Origin of the sequence: Streptomyces roseicoloratus, from assembly GCF_004117935.1 — a bacterium.
GTDB classification, from domain to species: Bacteria; Actinomycetota; Actinomycetes; order Streptomycetales; family Streptomycetaceae; genus Streptomyces; species Streptomyces roseicoloratus.
This window is the reverse complement of record NZ_SDOY01000166.1, coordinates 126087-142353: the sequence shown is the minus strand read 5'-3', so window position 1 is coordinate 142353 and position 16267 is coordinate 126087. Positions and strand designations below refer to the sequence as shown.

At 73.5% G+C, this 16267-nt stretch carries 9 protein-coding genes; 3 read left to right on the top strand and 6 right to left on the bottom strand.

The window, feature by feature from the left end; translation table 11 throughout:
• Positions 1-9: 9 nt before the first annotated feature.
• The 3 genes from ESG85_RS29410 to ESG85_RS29400 all read left to right on the top strand — a co-directional run bounded on the left by ESG85_RS29410 (position 10) and on the right by ESG85_RS29400 (position 9211).
• Positions 10-7446, top strand: coding sequence for a hybrid non-ribosomal peptide synthetase/type I polyketide synthase (locus ESG85_RS29410; protein ID WP_246095364.1), 7437 nt, complete (start codon positions 10-12; stop codon positions 7444-7446).
• A 230-nt stretch (positions 7447-7676) separates the two neighbouring features.
• A complete protein-coding gene (locus tag ESG85_RS29405; protein ID WP_128984209.1) occupies positions 7677-8759 on the top strand; it encodes a flavin-containing monooxygenase in 1083 nt (360 codons plus the stop codon).
• The gene (locus ESG85_RS29400; RefSeq protein WP_128984208.1) at positions 8756-9211 is read left to right on the top strand and encodes a hypothetical protein; all 456 of its coding nucleotides are present in this window, start codon (positions 8756-8758) and stop codon (positions 9209-9211) included. Before ESG85_RS29405 ends, ESG85_RS29400 begins: the two co-directional genes overlap by 4 nt.
• Before the next feature lie 213 nt (positions 9212-9424).
• Here the strand turns inward: ESG85_RS29400 and ESG85_RS29395 are convergent, their stop codons facing one another.
• The 6 genes from ESG85_RS29395 to ESG85_RS29370 form a co-directional block, all read right to left on the bottom strand.
• On the bottom strand, positions 9425-11095 hold the full coding sequence (locus tag ESG85_RS29395; RefSeq protein ID WP_128984207.1) for a long-chain fatty acid--CoA ligase: 1671 nt from the start codon (positions 11093-11095) through the stop codon (positions 9425-9427).
• Between the two features lie 134 nt (positions 11096-11229).
• Entirely contained in the window at positions 11230-11790 is a 561-nt protein-coding gene (locus tag ESG85_RS29390; RefSeq protein ID WP_128984206.1) for a hypothetical protein, read from the bottom strand.
• A gap of 208 nt (positions 11791-11998) precedes the next feature.
• Entirely contained in the window at positions 11999-12712 is a 714-nt protein-coding gene (locus tag ESG85_RS29385; protein ID WP_181019149.1) for a pyridoxamine 5'-phosphate oxidase family protein, read from the bottom strand.
• Positions 12713-12804: 92 nt separating this feature from the next.
• The gene (locus ESG85_RS29380) at positions 12805-14022 is read right to left on the bottom strand and encodes a globin domain-containing protein (protein ID WP_128984205.1); all 1218 of its coding nucleotides are present in this window, start codon (positions 14020-14022) and stop codon (positions 12805-12807) included.
• A 444-nt stretch (positions 14023-14466) separates the two neighbouring features.
• Positions 14467-15066, bottom strand: a complete 600-nt coding sequence (locus tag ESG85_RS29375) for a hypothetical protein (RefSeq protein ID WP_181019147.1) — start codon at positions 15064-15066, stop codon at positions 14467-14469.
• Entirely contained in the window at positions 15063-16244 is a 1182-nt protein-coding gene (locus ESG85_RS29370) for an ROK family glucokinase (protein ID WP_128984204.1), read from the bottom strand. The genes ESG85_RS29375 and ESG85_RS29370 overlap by 4 nt, the downstream gene beginning before the upstream one ends.
• Positions 16245-16267 lie beyond the last annotated feature (23 nt).

The following is a 16267-nucleotide window of genomic DNA, read 5'->3' as shown; positions in this document are numbered from 1 at the left end:
GGCATCTTCGTGGAGTTCTCGCGCCAGCGCGGTCTGGCGGAGGACGGGCGGTGCAAGTCGTTCTCGGCCGACGCGGACGGCACGGCCTGGGCCGAGGGCGTCGGCGTCCTGGTCGTCGAGCGACTGTCGGACGCCCGCCGCCTCGGCCACCAGATCCTCGCCGTCGTCGCCGGATCCGCCGTCAACCAGGACGGCGCCTCCAACGGCCTGACGGCACCGAGTGGTCCGGCCCAGGAGCGCGTCATCCGCGCCGCCGTCCAAGACGCCGGACTCGACTTCTCGGCCGTCGACGCCGTCGAAGCGCACGGCACGGGCACGGTACTCGGCGACCCGATCGAGGCCCAGGCCCTGCTCGCCACCTACGGCAGCGACCGGGAAGACACCCAGCCACTGCTGCTCGGCTCCCTCAAGTCCAACCTCGGCCATGCCCAGGCCGCCGCCGGAGTCGGCGGCGTCATCAAGATGGTCATGGCCCTACGCCACGGCGAACTGCCCGCCACACTCAACGTCACCAAGCCCAGCGAGCTCATCGACTGGGACACGGGCGGCGTCGAGCTGCTCACCGAGGCGCGACCCTGGACCGCGAAGGGCGACAAGGTCCGGCGCGCCGGCGTCTCCTCCTTCGGCATCAGCGGCACCAACGCCCACGTCATCCTCGCCGAAGCCCCCAGCCACGAAGAGCCGACGGACGACGCGGCGGAGGCGCCCCTCGACGGTTCCGCCCTACCGTGGGTCGTGTCCGGTCGTACGGCGGACGCGCTCGCAGCGGCCGCGGGTGAACTCGCCGCGTACGTGCGGGCCCATCCCGAGCTGAGTCCGGCCGACGTCGCCCACTCCCTCGCCACCGGGCGTTCCGCGTTCGAGTCCCGGGCCGTGGTCTCCGGCGCGGACGGGCCTGAGGGCCTGCTCGCGGGTCTGGAGGCGCTGGCGTCCGGCGAGTCCGAGGGCGTCAGCGGAGTGTCCTCTTCCCGTGCCGTGTTCGTGTTCCCGGGCCAGGGCTCGCAGTGGGCCGGCATGGGAAGCGAACTCCTCGACTCCTCCCCCGAGTTCGCCCGCGTCATCGCCGAGTGCGAGACAGCACTCGCACCCTTCGTCGACTGGTCCCTGACCGCCGTCCTGCGCGGCGACGACAACGCCCCCGGCCTCGACCGCGTCGACGTCGTCCAACCCGCCTCCTGGGCCATGATGATCGCCCTCGCCGCCCTCTGGCGCCACAACGGCATCAACCCCACCACCGTCGTCGGCCACTCCCAAGGCGAAATCGCCGCAGCCGTCGTCGCCGGCGCACTCACCCTGGAAGACGGCGCCCGCGTCATCGCCCTCCGCTCCAAAGCCCTACGCGCCCTCTCCGGCGGCGGAGGCATGGCCTGGCTCGGCATCCCCGAAACCCAAACCGAACAACTCCTCACCACCTGGCACGACCAGATCTCCATCGCCGCCGTCAACGGACCCTCCTCCACCGTCGTCGCCGGCACACCCGACGCACTCGACGCCCTCCTCACCCACTGCGAAACCACCGACATCTGGGCCCGCCGCATCCCCGTCGACTACGCCTCCCACTCCCCCCACGTCGACAAAATCCACGACACCCTCGCCCACGAGCTGGAAGGCATCCGACCGCAGGCCGGACGCATCGCCTTCCACTCCACCGTCACCGGCGACGTCCTGGACACCCGTGAACTGGACGCCGCCTACTGGTTCCGCAACCTCCGCAACCGCGTCCGCCTCGCCGAGGTAATCCAACAACTCGCCACACCCGACACCGTCTTCATCGAGGTCAGCCCCCACCCCGTCCTCGTCAACGGCATCACCGAAACCCTCGAGGCCCTCGGCCACACCCCCAGCGCCGTCGGCACCCTCCACCGCAACACCGGCAGCCTCGCCCGGTTCGCCGAGTCCGCCGCCCAGGCCTGGTCGCACGGCGTCAGCGTCGACTGGCCCGGTCTCCTCCGCCCGTACGGCGGCCGTACGGTCGAGCTGCCGTCCTACCCCTTCCAGCGCCGGCACTACTGGCTCGAGGCCGAGGCCACCGGCCGGCCCAGCGCCCCGCGTTCCTCCGCACCGCCCGCTCCGCAACCGGCGGAGTCCGTCGGCCTGTTGGGCGTACGACTGCCGTCGTCGCCGCTCGCCCAGGCCCAGTTCGCACCGCGGCTCGACCCGAACGCGCACCCGTGCCTCGGTGACTTCGTGCTCGGCGGACGGCCGATGGTCAGCGCCGGTGTGTTCCTGGAGACGGTGATCGAGGCGGTCACCGAGATCGCCGGGCCCGGTCCGGTGTCCGTCGAGGACCTGGAACTGCCCCTCGACCTGGTGCTCGAACCGCTCGGCGGCGGCTCGTCGGCGTCCGCCGGCGAGCGGGCCGCCCAGCTCGTCGTGGACGACGGCCGGTTCCGTCACTACGCGCAGGACGCGTCCGGTGCCTGGCGGCTGCACGCGCAGGGCCGGGTCCGGCCGGGCGCGGCCGCCGCGCCGACGGTGGCGCTGGCCACGGTCGGGTCCGGTCGCGAGCTGAGCGGCGACGAGCTGTACCGGCTGCTGTGGCAGCGGGCGATGTACCTCGGTTCGGCCGTCCGCTGGGTGGAGCGGATCAGGCTCGGCCGGGGCGAGGCCACGGCCGAGATCCGGCCCGCCGTACCCGGCGAGGCGGAGCCGTACCTGATCCACCCGGGCGTGGTCGACGCGATGTTCCAGACCGCTCTGGCCTGCTTCCCCGTGGACGGTCCGGCCCTCGTGCCGGTCGCTGTCGAGCGCTTCGTCCACTACGACCGCTGCGCCCTGCGGGACGGGCTGCGCTGTCACGCCGAGCTGTTCGAGGACGGCACCGGCACCCGGGCGCGGATCCGGCTCGTCGGCGCGAACGGCCGGCTGGCCGCGGAGGCCGACGGCGTCCGCTTCGCCACCGCCCTGACGCGCCCGGCGGCCCTGCCGGCCGCCGCTCCGGCGCCCACCGCCGAGGCCGTGGCCACGGCGCGGCCCGAGTCGCGCCGCCAGGCCCCCGCCACGACCGTCCCGGCGGCACCGGCCACCGTGCCGGAGGCTGCTCCCGCGGCCGAGCCCGCCCTCGCACCCGAGGCCGTGCGGGCCCGGGTGGCCCGGACCGTCGCGCAGGCCCTGGGCAGCCCGGTGGCGCGGTTCGACGCGCGGCAGTCGTTGCAGGCACTCGGGCTGGACTCGCTGATCGCGATGAAGATCCGGACGACGCTGAACCGCGAGTTCGAGGTCCAGCTGCCGATGACGGCGTTCCTCAACGGCCGGTGCGGCGACGACATCGCCGAGGACGTCCTCTCCGCCCTCGGCGCCGCCGAGGCGGACACGGAAACCGAGGCGGAGAGCGAAACGGAGGGGAAGAACGAAGCCCAGGCGGAGAACGACGCCCAGACGGAGAACGGAGCCAGGACGGAGAACGCTGCCGGGGCACGGAGCGGTGCCGGGGCGCAGGCCGCGGAGGACGCTGCGCCCGGGGCGCTCGTCGAGCCCGCTGCCGACGACGCCGACCGCTACGCGCCCTTCCCCCTGACCGACCTCCAGCAGGCCTACCTCGTCGGACGCGGCGACGCCTTCGAACTCGGCAACACCTCCACGTACTTCCAGATCGAGATCGACCTGGAGAACGTGGACCTGGACCGGCTCGGCGCGTCCCTCCGCGCGATGATCGAGCGGCACGACCAGCTGCGGGCCGTCTTCACCGCCGAGGGCGAGCAGCGCGTGCTGCGGGAGGTCCCGGCGTACGTGATCCGCGAGACCGACGTCTCCGGCCTGGACGAGGCGGGTCGCGAGGCCGCGCTCGCCGCCGTCCACGAGGAGATGCGCCACCAGGTCTTCGACACCGCCCGCTGGCCGCTGTTCGACGTGCGGGTGACGCGGATCGACGAGCGGGCGGTCCGGCTGCACGCCGGCTTCGACGCCCTGATCATCGACGGTTTCAGCACGTCGATCCTGTTCAAGGAGTGGGCCGCGCACTACCGCGGCGAGACGCTGCCGGAACTGACGCTGCGCTACCGGGACTACGTGCGGCAGGCCCGCGCGCTGGAGTCCGGGCCGGAGTACGACCGGGCGCTCGCGTACTGGCGTGACCGCTTCGACACCCTGCCGGGCGCACCCCAGCTGCCGCTGGCCGTGAGCCCGTCGAGCCTGGAGCGGCCGGTGTTCACGCACCGCGGCGCGACGCTGGCGAAGGAGGACTGGGACCGGTTCAAGGAGCACGCGGCGGCGGCCGGGATCAGCCCTTCAGCTGCGCTGTGCACCGCGTACGCGCAGGTCATCGCCGAGTGGAGCGCCACGCCGCACTTCTCGCTGAACCTGCTGTACTTCAACCGGCAGCCTCTGCACCCGCAGGTCGGCGACGTCATCGGCAACTTCTCCACGACCCTGATGCTGGAGATCCGCGACGACGCGGCCCAGTCGTTCGCCGCCCGCGCCGCGGACGTGCAGGGTCAGCTGTGGAGCGACATGGAGCACAGCCAGGTCAGCGGTGTGCAGGTGCTGCGGGAGCTGAACCGGGCCCGGGGCGCCTCGATGCGGGCGGCCGCGCCGGTCGTCTTCACCAGCCTGGTGAACTTCGCGGGTCAGCAGGACACCGAGCGGCGCGGCGTCGTGCAGTACCTCAACGGCATCGGGGAGAACGGCCGTCAGGTGAGCAGCTCGGTCCGCACGCCGCAGGTGTGGCTCGACCACCAGGCGGTCGAGGAGGCGGGCGAGCTCGTCCTGAACTGGGACGTGATCGAGGAGCTGTTCCCGGAGGGCTGCGTCGACGCCATGTTCGCCGCCTACCAGGACCTGCTGCGGGGGCTGTGCCGCGACGCGGCGGCCTGGCAGCGGCCGAGGCCGGTGCTCACGCCGGCGGCCGACCTGGAGGTACGGGCGGCGGCCAACGCGACCGACGGCCCGGTGCCCGAGGGACTGCTGCACGAGGCGGTGCTCGCGCAGGCCGCGGCGACGCCCGACGCGCCCGCGGTGCTCACGCAGGCGCTGGACCTGACGTACGCGGACCTCGACCGCAGGTCCAACGAGGTGGCGCACCGGCTGCGCGACCTGGGAGCCGGTCCCGGCGACCTGGTGGCGGTCGTCATGGACAAGGGCTGGGAGCAGGTCGTGGCGGCCCTCGGCATCCTGCGGGCCGGGGCGGCATACGTCCCGATCGACGCGCGGGTGCCGGCGGAGCGGCTGCACGTTCTGCTGCACAGCGCCGGGATCGGCCGCGTCGTCACCCAGCCGTGGGTGGACGGGGCGGCGGACTGGCCCGAGGACGTGGCCAGGGTCGTGGTGCGGGCCGACGACAAGGGTGACGAGCGTCCGCTCGGGCCGTCGGGCGCGAAACCGTCCGACCTCGCCTACGTGATCTTCACGTCCGGCTCGACGGGTCTGCCGAAGGGCGTGATGATCGAGCACGGCGCGGCGCTGAACACGATCGTCGACCTCAACGAGCGCTACGACGTCACCGCGGCGGACCGGGCCCTCGGACTGTCCGCGATGAACTTCGACCTCTCGGTCTACGACGTGTTCGGACTGCTGTCGGTGGGCGGCGCCCTGGTGCTGCCGGAGCCGGCGGCGCACCGCGAGCCCGCCCGCTGGGCCGAGCTCGTCACCGAGCACGGGGTGACCGTCTGGAACAGCGTGCCCGCGCTGATGGAGATGTTCACCGAGCACGCCCTCGCGAACGGGCTCACCGGGCTGCCGGTGCGGCTGGTCATGATGAGCGGGGACTGGATCCCCGTGACGCTGCCGGGCCGCATCCGGCTGCTGCTGCCGGAGGCCGAGCTGTGGAGCCTCGGCGGTGCCACCGAGGCGTCGATCTGGTCGATCCTGCACCCGATCGGCGAGGTCGGGGACGACTGGGTGAGCATTCCGTACGGCAGCCCGATGCGTAACCAGCGCTTCCACGTGCTGGACGGCGCGATGCGGCACTGCCCGGTGTGGGTGCCGGGCGACCTGTACATCGCCGGGGTCGGTCTGGCCCGCGGCTATCTGAACGACGAGGCCAAGACGAGCGCCGCGTTCCTGCACCACCCGGTGACCGGTGAGCGCCTGTACCGCACCGGTGACCTGGGACGCTATCTGCCGGACGGCACCATCGAGTTCCTCGGCCGGCAGGACTCCCAGGTGAAGATCGGCGGCTACCGCATCGAGCTGGGCGAGGTCGAGGCCGCGCTCACCCAGTGCGCGGGCGTCCGCGCCGCGGCGGTCGTCGCGGCGGGCGAGCAGCACGGGCCGAAGCGCCTGATCGCGTACGTCGTCCTGGACGAGGGCCGCGAGGACACCGAGCAGCAGATCTCCGGCGCGCTGCGCCAGGTCGTGCCGCAGCATCTGGTGCCGCAGCGCATCCTGGTCCTGGACGAGCTGCCGCTCAGCGACAACGGCAAGGTGAACCGGGCGGCGCTGCCCGCGCCCGACGAGGTCGCGGCCGAGGGTTCCGGTTTCGTCGCCCCGCGCGACGAGGTGGAGCACCGGCTCGCGGAGATCTGGGCGGAGTTCTTCGGCGTCGGCGAGATCGGGGTGACGGCGAGCTTCTTCGAGCTCGGCGGTGACTCGCTGCTCGCGGTGCGTCTGATGTCCCGGATCGCCCGCGGTCTCGGCCGCAGCCTGCCGCTGTCCACGCTCTTCGCCCGGCCGACGATCGAGCTGCTGGCGCAGGTGGTCCGGGAGGCCGGCGCCGAGCAGGAACGCCGGGCGCTGGTCCCGGTGCGCACCACCGGTTCGCGGACCCCGCTGGTGTTCGTCCACCCGGTCGGCGGTGACGTGCTCTGTTATGCGGAACTCGCCGAACTCCTCGGCGAGGAGCAGCCGTTCTACGCGCTCCAGCTCCCGGACGCGGAGCTGCCGAGCGTGGCGGACATGGCCGCGCACTACGTCGCCGCGGTCCGCGAGGCGCTGCCGGAGGGGCCGTACCGGCTCGGCGGCTGGTCGATGGGCGGCGTGATCGCCCTGGAGATGGCGACGCAGCTCACGGCGGCCGGTGCCGAGGTCGATCTGCTGGCGGTGGTCGACCTGATGGTGGAGCCCGGTCCGGCCGTGGGCGGGCAGGTCTCCGACGAGGTGCTGCTGTCGTGGTTCGCGCGGGATCTGGCGGGTCTGGCCGGAGTGGAGTGGGAGCCGGGGCCGGAGGCGTTCGACGGTCGCCCGCCGGTGGAGGTGCTGCACGCCGAGGCGCGTGCCGCGGGGGCGCTGTCCGAGGACATCGACCTCGGCACGCTGACCGCGATCGTGGACCGGTTCCGGAACAACTACCGGGCCCTGCTGCGGCACACGCCCAGCGCCTTCGCCGGCCGGGTGCTGTCGCTGCGGGCGGCGGACGGCGGTGCGACGGCGGAGACCGCGGGCCGCTGGATGGAGTACTTCACCGGCGAGGCCGCCCTGGTCGACGTGCCGGGCGACCACTACACGGTGATGCGGGGCGAGCGGCTGCGCGTGCTCGCCGGCGAGCTGCGCCGGGCGCTCGACGCCGGCTGACCGGGTCGGCCGGCCGGCCGACCCGGGACACGAGCGGCCGTGACCGGCCGGCCCGAGGGCGGGCCGGTCACGGGTCGCCCCCAACCGAACCGGCCGGGCCCGTCCCGTACGCGGCCCGGCCGGTCCAGCCCGGACCGGTCCTGCGGGTCCGGCGGGATCCAGGTCCACGACGTGAGGACATGCGGTATGCGAATTGACGAGGCCGACCGGAACAGCACCGGAGCGGGCCGATGAGCGCGCTGCCGGCCGAGGTGCCGGTCGCGGTCATCGGGGCGGGCCAGTCCGGGCTCGCCGTCGGCTACTACCTGCGGCGGGCGGGCGTGCGGTGCGTGCTGCTCGACGCGGGCGACGAGGTGGGCGAGAGCTGGGAGCGGCGCTGGGACTCGCTGAAGCTGTTCACGTCCGCGCAGTTCTCCGGACTGCCGGGCCTGCCCTTCCCGGGCGACGGCGCGCACTACCCCGGCAAGGACGAGGTGGTGGCGTACCTGCGGGACTACGCCGAGCGGTTCGAGCTGCCGGTGCTGACGGACCATCGGGTGCGGTCGCTGCGCAGGGACGGTGACGGTTACGTCCTGACCACCGGGCACGGCGAGTGCCGGGCCGGTCAGGTCGTGATCGCGACCGGTGCGTTCGGTCTGCCCCGGCTGCCGGACTTCGCCGCCGGGCTGAGCCCGGACGTGCACACCCTGCACACCGGCGAGTACCGCGGGCCGGGACAGGTGCCGCCGGGCACCGTGGTCGTGGTCGGTGACGGCAACTCGGGCCGACAGATAGCCGTGGAGCTGGCCGCGACGCACGACGTGGTGCTCAGTTGCAGCGAGGCGGTGTCGCCGCCGCTGCCGCAGACCGTCGTGGGCCGGGACATGTTCTGGTGGATGAGCGTCCTCGGCGTGATGAGCCTGCCGGTGAACATGCAGGCGCCGGACCCGGTCGTCGGCGACCGGGTGCCCGAGCTCCTCGCCGCGGGCGCGCTGCGGACCATGGGCCGGATCACCGGTGCCGAGGGCGCCGAGCTGCTGACCGCGGACGGCGAGCGGGTCAAGCCGTCGGCGGTGGTGTGGGCGACCGGCTACCGCACCGACTGGAGCTGGCTCGACCCGGAGCTGCTCGACGAGGACGGGCAGCCCCGGCAGACCGGCGGCGTGGGCGCGGTGCCCGGCAGCTACTACCTGGGCCTGTACCGGATGCGTACCCGCGGCTCGGCGCTGATCGGCTTCGTCGGCCGGGACGCCGAGCACGTCGCGACGGCGATCGTCGCCGCCGCCCAGGGCACCCCGACCTCTTCCCCCACGGCAGAAGGCGAGCCGTCATGACCGACACCACGACTTCACCGAGCGGTTCCGTCACCGCTGAACTCGACTTTCTGGGCGCCCTGTTGGCGTTCGACTTCATCGGCTTCGCGCAGAAGGGCGGCGCGCTCGACCCGGCCGACCCGGACTTCGGGCGGGCGGTCGGCGCCGGGTTCGGGATCGCGGCCCGCCGCCGTTTCCCGCAGGGCGCGTCCGCGGAGGAGGTCGACGGCTACGTCGCGGGCTTCCTCGGCTCTCTGGAGGCGGGCGCGGAGGACTTCGACGCGGCGTACCTCGCCGAGCTGATCGCCGCGGCACTGCGGGACACGGCGCCGGCCGTCGAGCACCCCGACCCGCGGGCGACGGTCCAGGCGCGCCTGGTGCTGACGCTGCGGATGGTACGGGAGCTGGGCCTCGGCCCGGACGAGCAGCGCGAACTGCTGGCCGAGGCGGCGGCCCGGCTGACGGCCGCCTGACGGCCGCCGAGCCGCGAGCAGAGGGCGAGGCGCCCCGGAAGTCCCGGTGATCCGGGACCCGGGGCGCTTCGGCATGAGGTCGAGGCGGGCCTGGGGGCCGGGCCCCGGCCGCCCGGGGGCCGGGGCGGCCGCAGGGCCGGGGCGGCCGCAGGACCGGGGCGGCCGCAGGGCCGGTCAGGGCGACACCGGGACCGGTCCGTCACGCCCCCACGGTCAGGGCCGCGTCGGCCCCTGGGTGTCCGCGCCCGGCGGGGCCCAGACGTCCAGGGCGCCGTCCGCGTACAGCTTCCGTACGGCCCGCTTGTCGTACTTGCCGACGCTGGTCTTGGGCACCGCGTCCACGAACGACCAGCGTTCCGGCACCCACCAGCGGGCCACTCGCCCGTTCAGGAACTCCCGCAGCGCGTCGCCGTCGGCCTCCGCGCCCGGCACCAGCGACACGCAGGCCAGGGGGCGTTCCTCCCAGCGCGGGTCGGGCACGCCGACGACGGTCACCTCGAGGACGGCGGGGTGCTCGATGATCGCGTTCTCCAGCTCGATGGTGGAGATCCACTCGCCGCCGCTCTTGATGCCGTCCTTGAGCCGGTCGCTGACCACCACCCAGCCGCCCGGCTCGATGACGCCCAGGTCGCCGGTGCGCAGCCAGCCGTCGTGGAACTTCTCCGGGGAGTCCTCGGTGTCGACGTACGAGCCGGTGACCCACGGTCCGCGCAGCTCCAGCTCTCCCACGGAGGTTCCGTCCCAGGGCTGTTCGCTGCCGTCCTCCGCGATCAGCCGTGCCTCGACGAACGGCATCAGCCGGCCGCTCTTGGCGAGCCAGTCCACCTCGTCCTCGTCCGGGGTGCCGTGCGGCGGAACGGCGAAGGTGGCCAGCGGACTGGTCTCGGTGAGCCCCCACCCCTGCTTCAGACGGACGCCGTAGCGGTCCTTGAGCCGCTGGAGCAGGGCGCGCGGCGGGGTCGCGCCGCCGCAGCCGGCGAGCCGTACGCCGCTCAGGTCCAGCGGGTGCCGTTCGCCGTGGTGCACGAGGCTGTTCCAGATGGTGCAGATCGCGGCCACCGCGGTGGGCCGCTCCTCGTTGATGACGCGGGTGAGGTCCTCGGTGTGCAGCAGCCGCCCGTTCATGATCAGGTCGGAGCCCGCGAGCCAGGCGGCGTAGGGCCAGCCCCAGGCGTTGGCGTGGAACATCGGCACGATCGGCAGGACGCGGTCGCCGTCGTGCATCGCGAATCCGGCGCTGGCCGAGACGCCGAGCGTGTGCAGGATGATCGAACGGTGGCTGTAGGCCACGCCCTTGGGGTTTCCGGTGGTGCCGGTCGTGTAGCAGAGGGCCGCCGCCTCCCGCTCGTCGAGGTCGGGCCAGACGAAGCCGGGCTCCTCGGCCGCGAGCAGCTCGTCCCAGCGGTGGACGGCGATGTGGCCGGGCACGTCGGGGAGGGCGTCCGGGGTCGTCTCGCCGATGACGACCAGGTGGCGCACGCTGCCCAGCCGGTCCCGGATCGGGGCCAGCATGTGCAGCAGGGTGGCGTCGACGAGGAGGAAGGCGTCCTCGGCGTGCTCGACGATGTAGCCCAACTGGTCGTGGTGGAGGCGGAGGTTGAGGGTGTGCAGCACCGCGCCCATGCTCGGGACGGCGAGATAGGCCACCAGGTGCTCGGGCGTGTTCCAGGCGAGGGTGGCGACGCGTTCGCCCGGCCGCACGCCGAGCCCGGCCAGGGCGGCGGCCAGCCGCTCGGCCTGGCCCGCGATCTCGGCGAAGCTCTGTAAGGAGCGGGCGTGCGGCCCGTCGGCACATCGCACCACCCGGCTGTCCGCGTAGACGCGTTGGCCGTGCATGAGGATGTCGCGGACGAGCAGCTCGCGGTCCTGCATCGTGCTCTTCATGGTGCGGCCTCCTTGACGGTGCGGGAAGAAGGACGCAGCCGGCCCCGATGGCGGAGCCGGCTGCGCGGACGTGCGGGTGGTGGCGGGTGACGACGGCATGCCGTCGCCCGCCACGGTCGGAACAGGGTGCGGGATCAGCCCAGGTACTCGATGTCGCCCACCAGCATGCTGGTGACGCGGGAGTGGTCCAGCATGTTCACGCGGGCGCTCATCTTGCCGCCGCCGCGGGCGAACGCCCAGTTGCCGGTGCTTCCGGTGATGGTGAACGTGCCGGTCGGGTAGACCATGGTGTCCGTGGTCACCGGTGCGGTGAGGCTGTAACTGATGGTGAGCTTCTCGCCGTTGGGCTCCGTGATCGTCCCGGTCCCCTTGATGTCCCACTTGCCGGGGATGGTCGCCTTGCACGCCGTCTCGGTCTGCGACCAGGTGCCGCCGTTGCCGAGCGGCTTGCCCAGGGAGCTGCCCGACCCGGTCACCTGGAAGCCGTCGCAGCCGACGGTGTCCGGATGCGGGGTCGCGACCACCGCGAAGGTGTTGTTGATCTCGACCGTGGGAAGCCAGGTCGTCTCGGCGCGTACGTCCGTGCCGGTGGCGTCGGCCGCGTACGTGACGCCGGCCGTCCCGCCGGCGATCAGTACCGCTCCCGCCACCACTCCCGCGAGACGTGCCGACCATCTGTAGCCGGTTCTTGCCATGCCATATCCCCCCGTACATCGACAGATGACGTTCAACTAGGCCTTCTCTTCGGCCAGTTGGGGGACAGTTTTGCCCACCGGAAGCGCTTCCGTCGAGACGTTCGGCGGATTGGCGAGGTTCCGTTTCGCGCCGGAGTGCCGGCGGCGGGCCCCGGACGGCAGCGTCTCCGGCAGAGCCCCGCGGACGGCCGGCGTCCGGCGGCGGGCCTCAGACGGCCGACGTCCGGCTGAACCAGCCGCTGAAGGCGGGAGACCTCGTGTCCGCGTCGCCGCCGTGCCGTTCGGCCCGCGCCAGGAGCCGTGCGGCCTCGGCCCGCCAGGTGGCCGCGTCCGCGCGCGGCGGCGGCAGGAAGGGGCCGCGGCGCGGCGCGTCGGCGGCCGCGCCGAAGAAGTCCCCGCCCTTGCGCTTCGCGTCGTCCGTGCCCCACGGACGTCCGGCGCCGCCCGCCGGGACCTTCTGCAGGTGCGGGATGTGCTTGGCGCAGTGGATGTACGCCTCCTCGACCGTGACCTCCACCCACACCAGGGACCGGCGGCCGGGCACGGGGTCGGTCCCGAGCCCGTGCCGGGTGCGGCGCATCTCCTCGTCGGCGACGATCCGGGCCCGCCCGTTGACGTGCAGACCGATCCGGTGCCGCAGGAAGTCCACCATGAGGAGGCCGACGTGCGGGTTCTCCTCGATGTTGCCGAGGCTCGCGTGGACGCCGTTGCCACGGTACTCGGGGTAGGCGAGGGTCCTGTCGTCGAGGACGTGGAGGAAGCCCACCGGCCCGGCGCGGAAGGTGTTGTCGCACTCGCCGTGCCGGTCGGCCGTGGCGAGGAAGAACATCTCCTGCTCCGCCGCGAACTCCCGCATCCGGGCGTTGAGCCGGTCGAGGACCTGGTCGGCGTAGAAGCGGTCGGCGCGCCCGGTGCTGCCCATGCGCTGCTGCACGAGGTGTTCGCCGTCGCTGCCCGGGCGGGTGGTGCGTACGGGCGGGTGGTCGTGCGGGTACGCGGCGTGTTCGAAGGTGCTCAACTCGCGGCTCCGGCCAGTTCTTCGAGGGAGTCGTGTCGGATGCGCCCGGCCGGGATGCCGATGCCGACGAGGGCGTCGACCCCGCGCCGGATGAGTCCCGGCGGGCCGGACAGGTACGCGTCGTGCGCGTCCCATGGCCCCGAGGCGCGCACGGCCTGCGGCAGGCCGCCGGTGGGCAGTCCGGCCGCGTCGTCGTCGAGGACGGGGTGGACGGACAGCCACGGGTGGGACTGCTGGAGGCGCAGCATGGTGTCGATGTCGTACAGGTCGTGGCCGCTGCGGGCGCCGTAGAACACGTCGACGGTCCGCCGCCGGCCGTGCCGGGCCACGTCCTCGACCAGCGCCTTGATGGGGGCGATGCCGGTGCCGCCGCCGAGGCACAGCAGGGCGCTGTCGCGCGTGTGGTCCACGGTCATGGAGCCCGTGGGCGGGCCGAGGCGGAGGACGTCGCCGGGGCGGGCGCGGTGGACGAGCGCGTTCGACACCCAGCCGGCCGGCACGGCCTTCACGTGGAACGAGAGCAGTCCGTCCGGGCGGGGCGCGGAGGCGAAGGAGTAGTGCCGCCAGACGCGCGGCCACCAGGGCGTCTCGAGGGCGGTGTACTGGCCGGCGAGGAAGGGGTACGGCTGGTCGGGCCTGACGGTGACGACGGCGATGTCGGGCGTCCGCCGCTCGTGCGCGACGACCTCGGCGTGCCACCAGGCGGGGGCGCGGAGCTCGTCGGCGGCGGCCGCGTCGATCATGATCTGGGAGACGGTGGTGTACGCGCTCACCCACGCCGCCTCGGTCCTCGGTCCCCAGGTGCGCGGCGCGTGGAGGGCCAGGGCGCCGATGAGCGCCTCGCCGACGGCCGGGTAGTGGCCGGGCAGCGTCCCGTACTTCCGGTGTCCGCAGCCGAGCCGGGTCAGGTACCCGGTGAGCGCGGCGGGGTCGTCCGCGTGGGTCGCGGCCGTGAGCAGCGCCTTGAAGAGCCGGTCGCGCTGGGTGTCCATCGCTGCGGGGAAGAGCTCCCGCACCTCGGGGTGGCGGAGGAAGAGCAGGGCGTAGAAGTGGGCGATCGCCTTGTCGGCGACCGGCTCGATCTCGGCCATGGTGCGGCGCAGCAGTCCGGCGTCGGAGGTGTCCTCGACGGCGGCGTCCGGCCCCGCCGGACCGTCCCCGAACCAGCCTCCCCCGCGACCGCCGTCGGCCGACGTGGTGTGCGGACCATCCATCCGTGTGCCTCGCCTCGAACGTCCTCGGTCGTCTTGCCGTGCGCATGTCCCGTACGAAGTCCCCCGACGGGTTTCACCCGGGTGAGTGAACCGGGCCGACCATACCCGGCCGTCTTGACGCGGCAGCCGGGCCGACGGGGGCCCTCTTCCGGGCGTTACGGCAGGCCAGGACGGGTTACCGACGAGTTCGAGCGGACGTGCGAGGCAGGCTCGCCCGGTGGACCACGGGGAATCCCCGTCAAAGACTCACGAGCGCGCTCGATCTCCTTGGCGGAATCCCCGCGGAAGCTTCACAAGCAGGGCCGGGGCGCTCACGGGCCCGGAGCGCGGCGGGCTCGGGGCTCGCGGTCCGGGGTCCCGCGGGCCCCGGAGGGGCCCGGATCGGCAGGCAGGCGGCCTGCGGCTCCGGGCCCGCTGCCGGCACCCTGGAGTGCGCCTCGGCACTCAGGGAGACGTCGCGGACACCACGTACACGCGCGGGAAGGCGGGGTCCGTGAGGTCGACCGTGATGTCGCTGGTGGGGCGGGGGCGCTCGCGGGTCACCGTGGCGCCGGACCAGCCGCGGTCGGGGGTGAAGTCCCATCCGACGATGTCGGCGTCGCGGTCGCTGACGGACACCTCGCCGGGCGTCAGCGCGTCGCGGCCGGTGCCGCTGTCGTGGAGGAAGGTGTCGAGGCCGGTGGCGGTCGTCGTGAACTGGACGTAGAGCCGGCTGGTCTTCCAGTTGCTGGTCTCGTAGTAGGCGACGTTCCACGCGTCGGAGGGAACCGGGATCTCGAAGACGTTGCGCTTCATCTGGGAGGGCCGGTTGTCCTGGAGCCCGACGACCGAGGACTCGCGCTCCTTGTCCCGGCCGCTGTCGCGGCTCTGGCCCGCGGAGATCATCAGATAGCCGGCCGGGATGCCGATGAGCAGCACGATGGTGAGCAGGGTGAGGATCCGGCGGCGCACCATGTGCGCGCGGTCCTCGGGGAGCCGGCCGGCGGGCCGCTCGGGCGGCGGTGCGGAGTGCTCGGGCGGCAGGGTCGGGTGGGGCACGGTCATGACTGCGGGTCCGGGTCCTGGGTGGTGCGGGGGGCACGGTCGGGCGTGCCGCCGCGCAGGACCTGCGCGTAGCGGCCGTAGCGTTCGTAGCGCTCGACCCGGCGGCGGTTGGCCCGGCGGAAGCGCCGGGCGACGAGCCGGGCGAGGTCGGCGGCACCGACCATGCCGGCCTCGGGGCCGAGCTGGGCGCGGGCGATCCGGGCCTCGGGGCGGTAGCCGCGGCCGGTGAGGTGGCGGCGGAAGGCGTCCCTGGCGGGGCCGATGAGCAGGTCGTCGGCGGCCGAGACGCCGCCGCCGATGACGAAGCAGGAGGGGTCGAGGGCGGCGGCGAGGTTGGCGATGCCGACGCCGAGCCACTGGCCGATGTCCTCCAGGAGCTCGACGCACATGGCGTCGCCCTCGCGGGCCAGCTCGGTGATGAGCGGGCCGGTGATGTCGGGGACGTTGCCCTTGACCCGTTCGATGATGCCGTACGCCACCGGGGAGTCGGCGGCGGCCAGCTCGCGGGCCTCGCGGACCAGCGCGTTGCCGGAGCTGTACTGCTCCCAGCAGCCGCGGTTGCCGCAGGGGCAGCGGTGGCCGCCGGGGACGACCTGCATGTGGCCGAACTCGCCGGCGACCCCGTACTTGCCGCGCTTGACCCGGCCGTCCTCCAGGATGGCGCCGCCGATGCCGGTGCCGAGGGTGATCATGACGAGGTGGTCCTCGCCGCGGCCGGCGCCGAAGCGCCACTCGGCCCAGGCGGCGGTGTTGGCGTCGTTGTCCACCATGACGGGGACGGCGAGCCGGTCCTGGAGGGCGTCGCGCAGCGGTTCGTTGCGCCAGGCGAGGTGGGGGGCGAAGAGCACCCGGGCCCGGTCGGCGTCGACCCAGCCGGCCGCGCCGATGCCGACGGCGTGCACGTCGTGACGGTCGGAGAGGTCCAGGACCAGCTCGACGATGGTGTCCTCGACGACCTTGGGGCTCTTGGACTTGTCGGGCGTCTCGGTGCGGACCTTCTCCAGGATGTTCCCGTCCGCGTCGACGACCCCGGCCATCACCTTCGTGCCGCCGATGTCGATGCCGACGGTCGGCACCCGGGGCGCGGACAGGTGCGAGCGCCGTTCCCGGGGGCCGACGGTCCGCAGGACCGTGCCGCGGGCGGAGGCGCGCTGGGTCAGGTCACGGTAGGTACTCATCGGCTCGATTCTGCCAGGCGGGG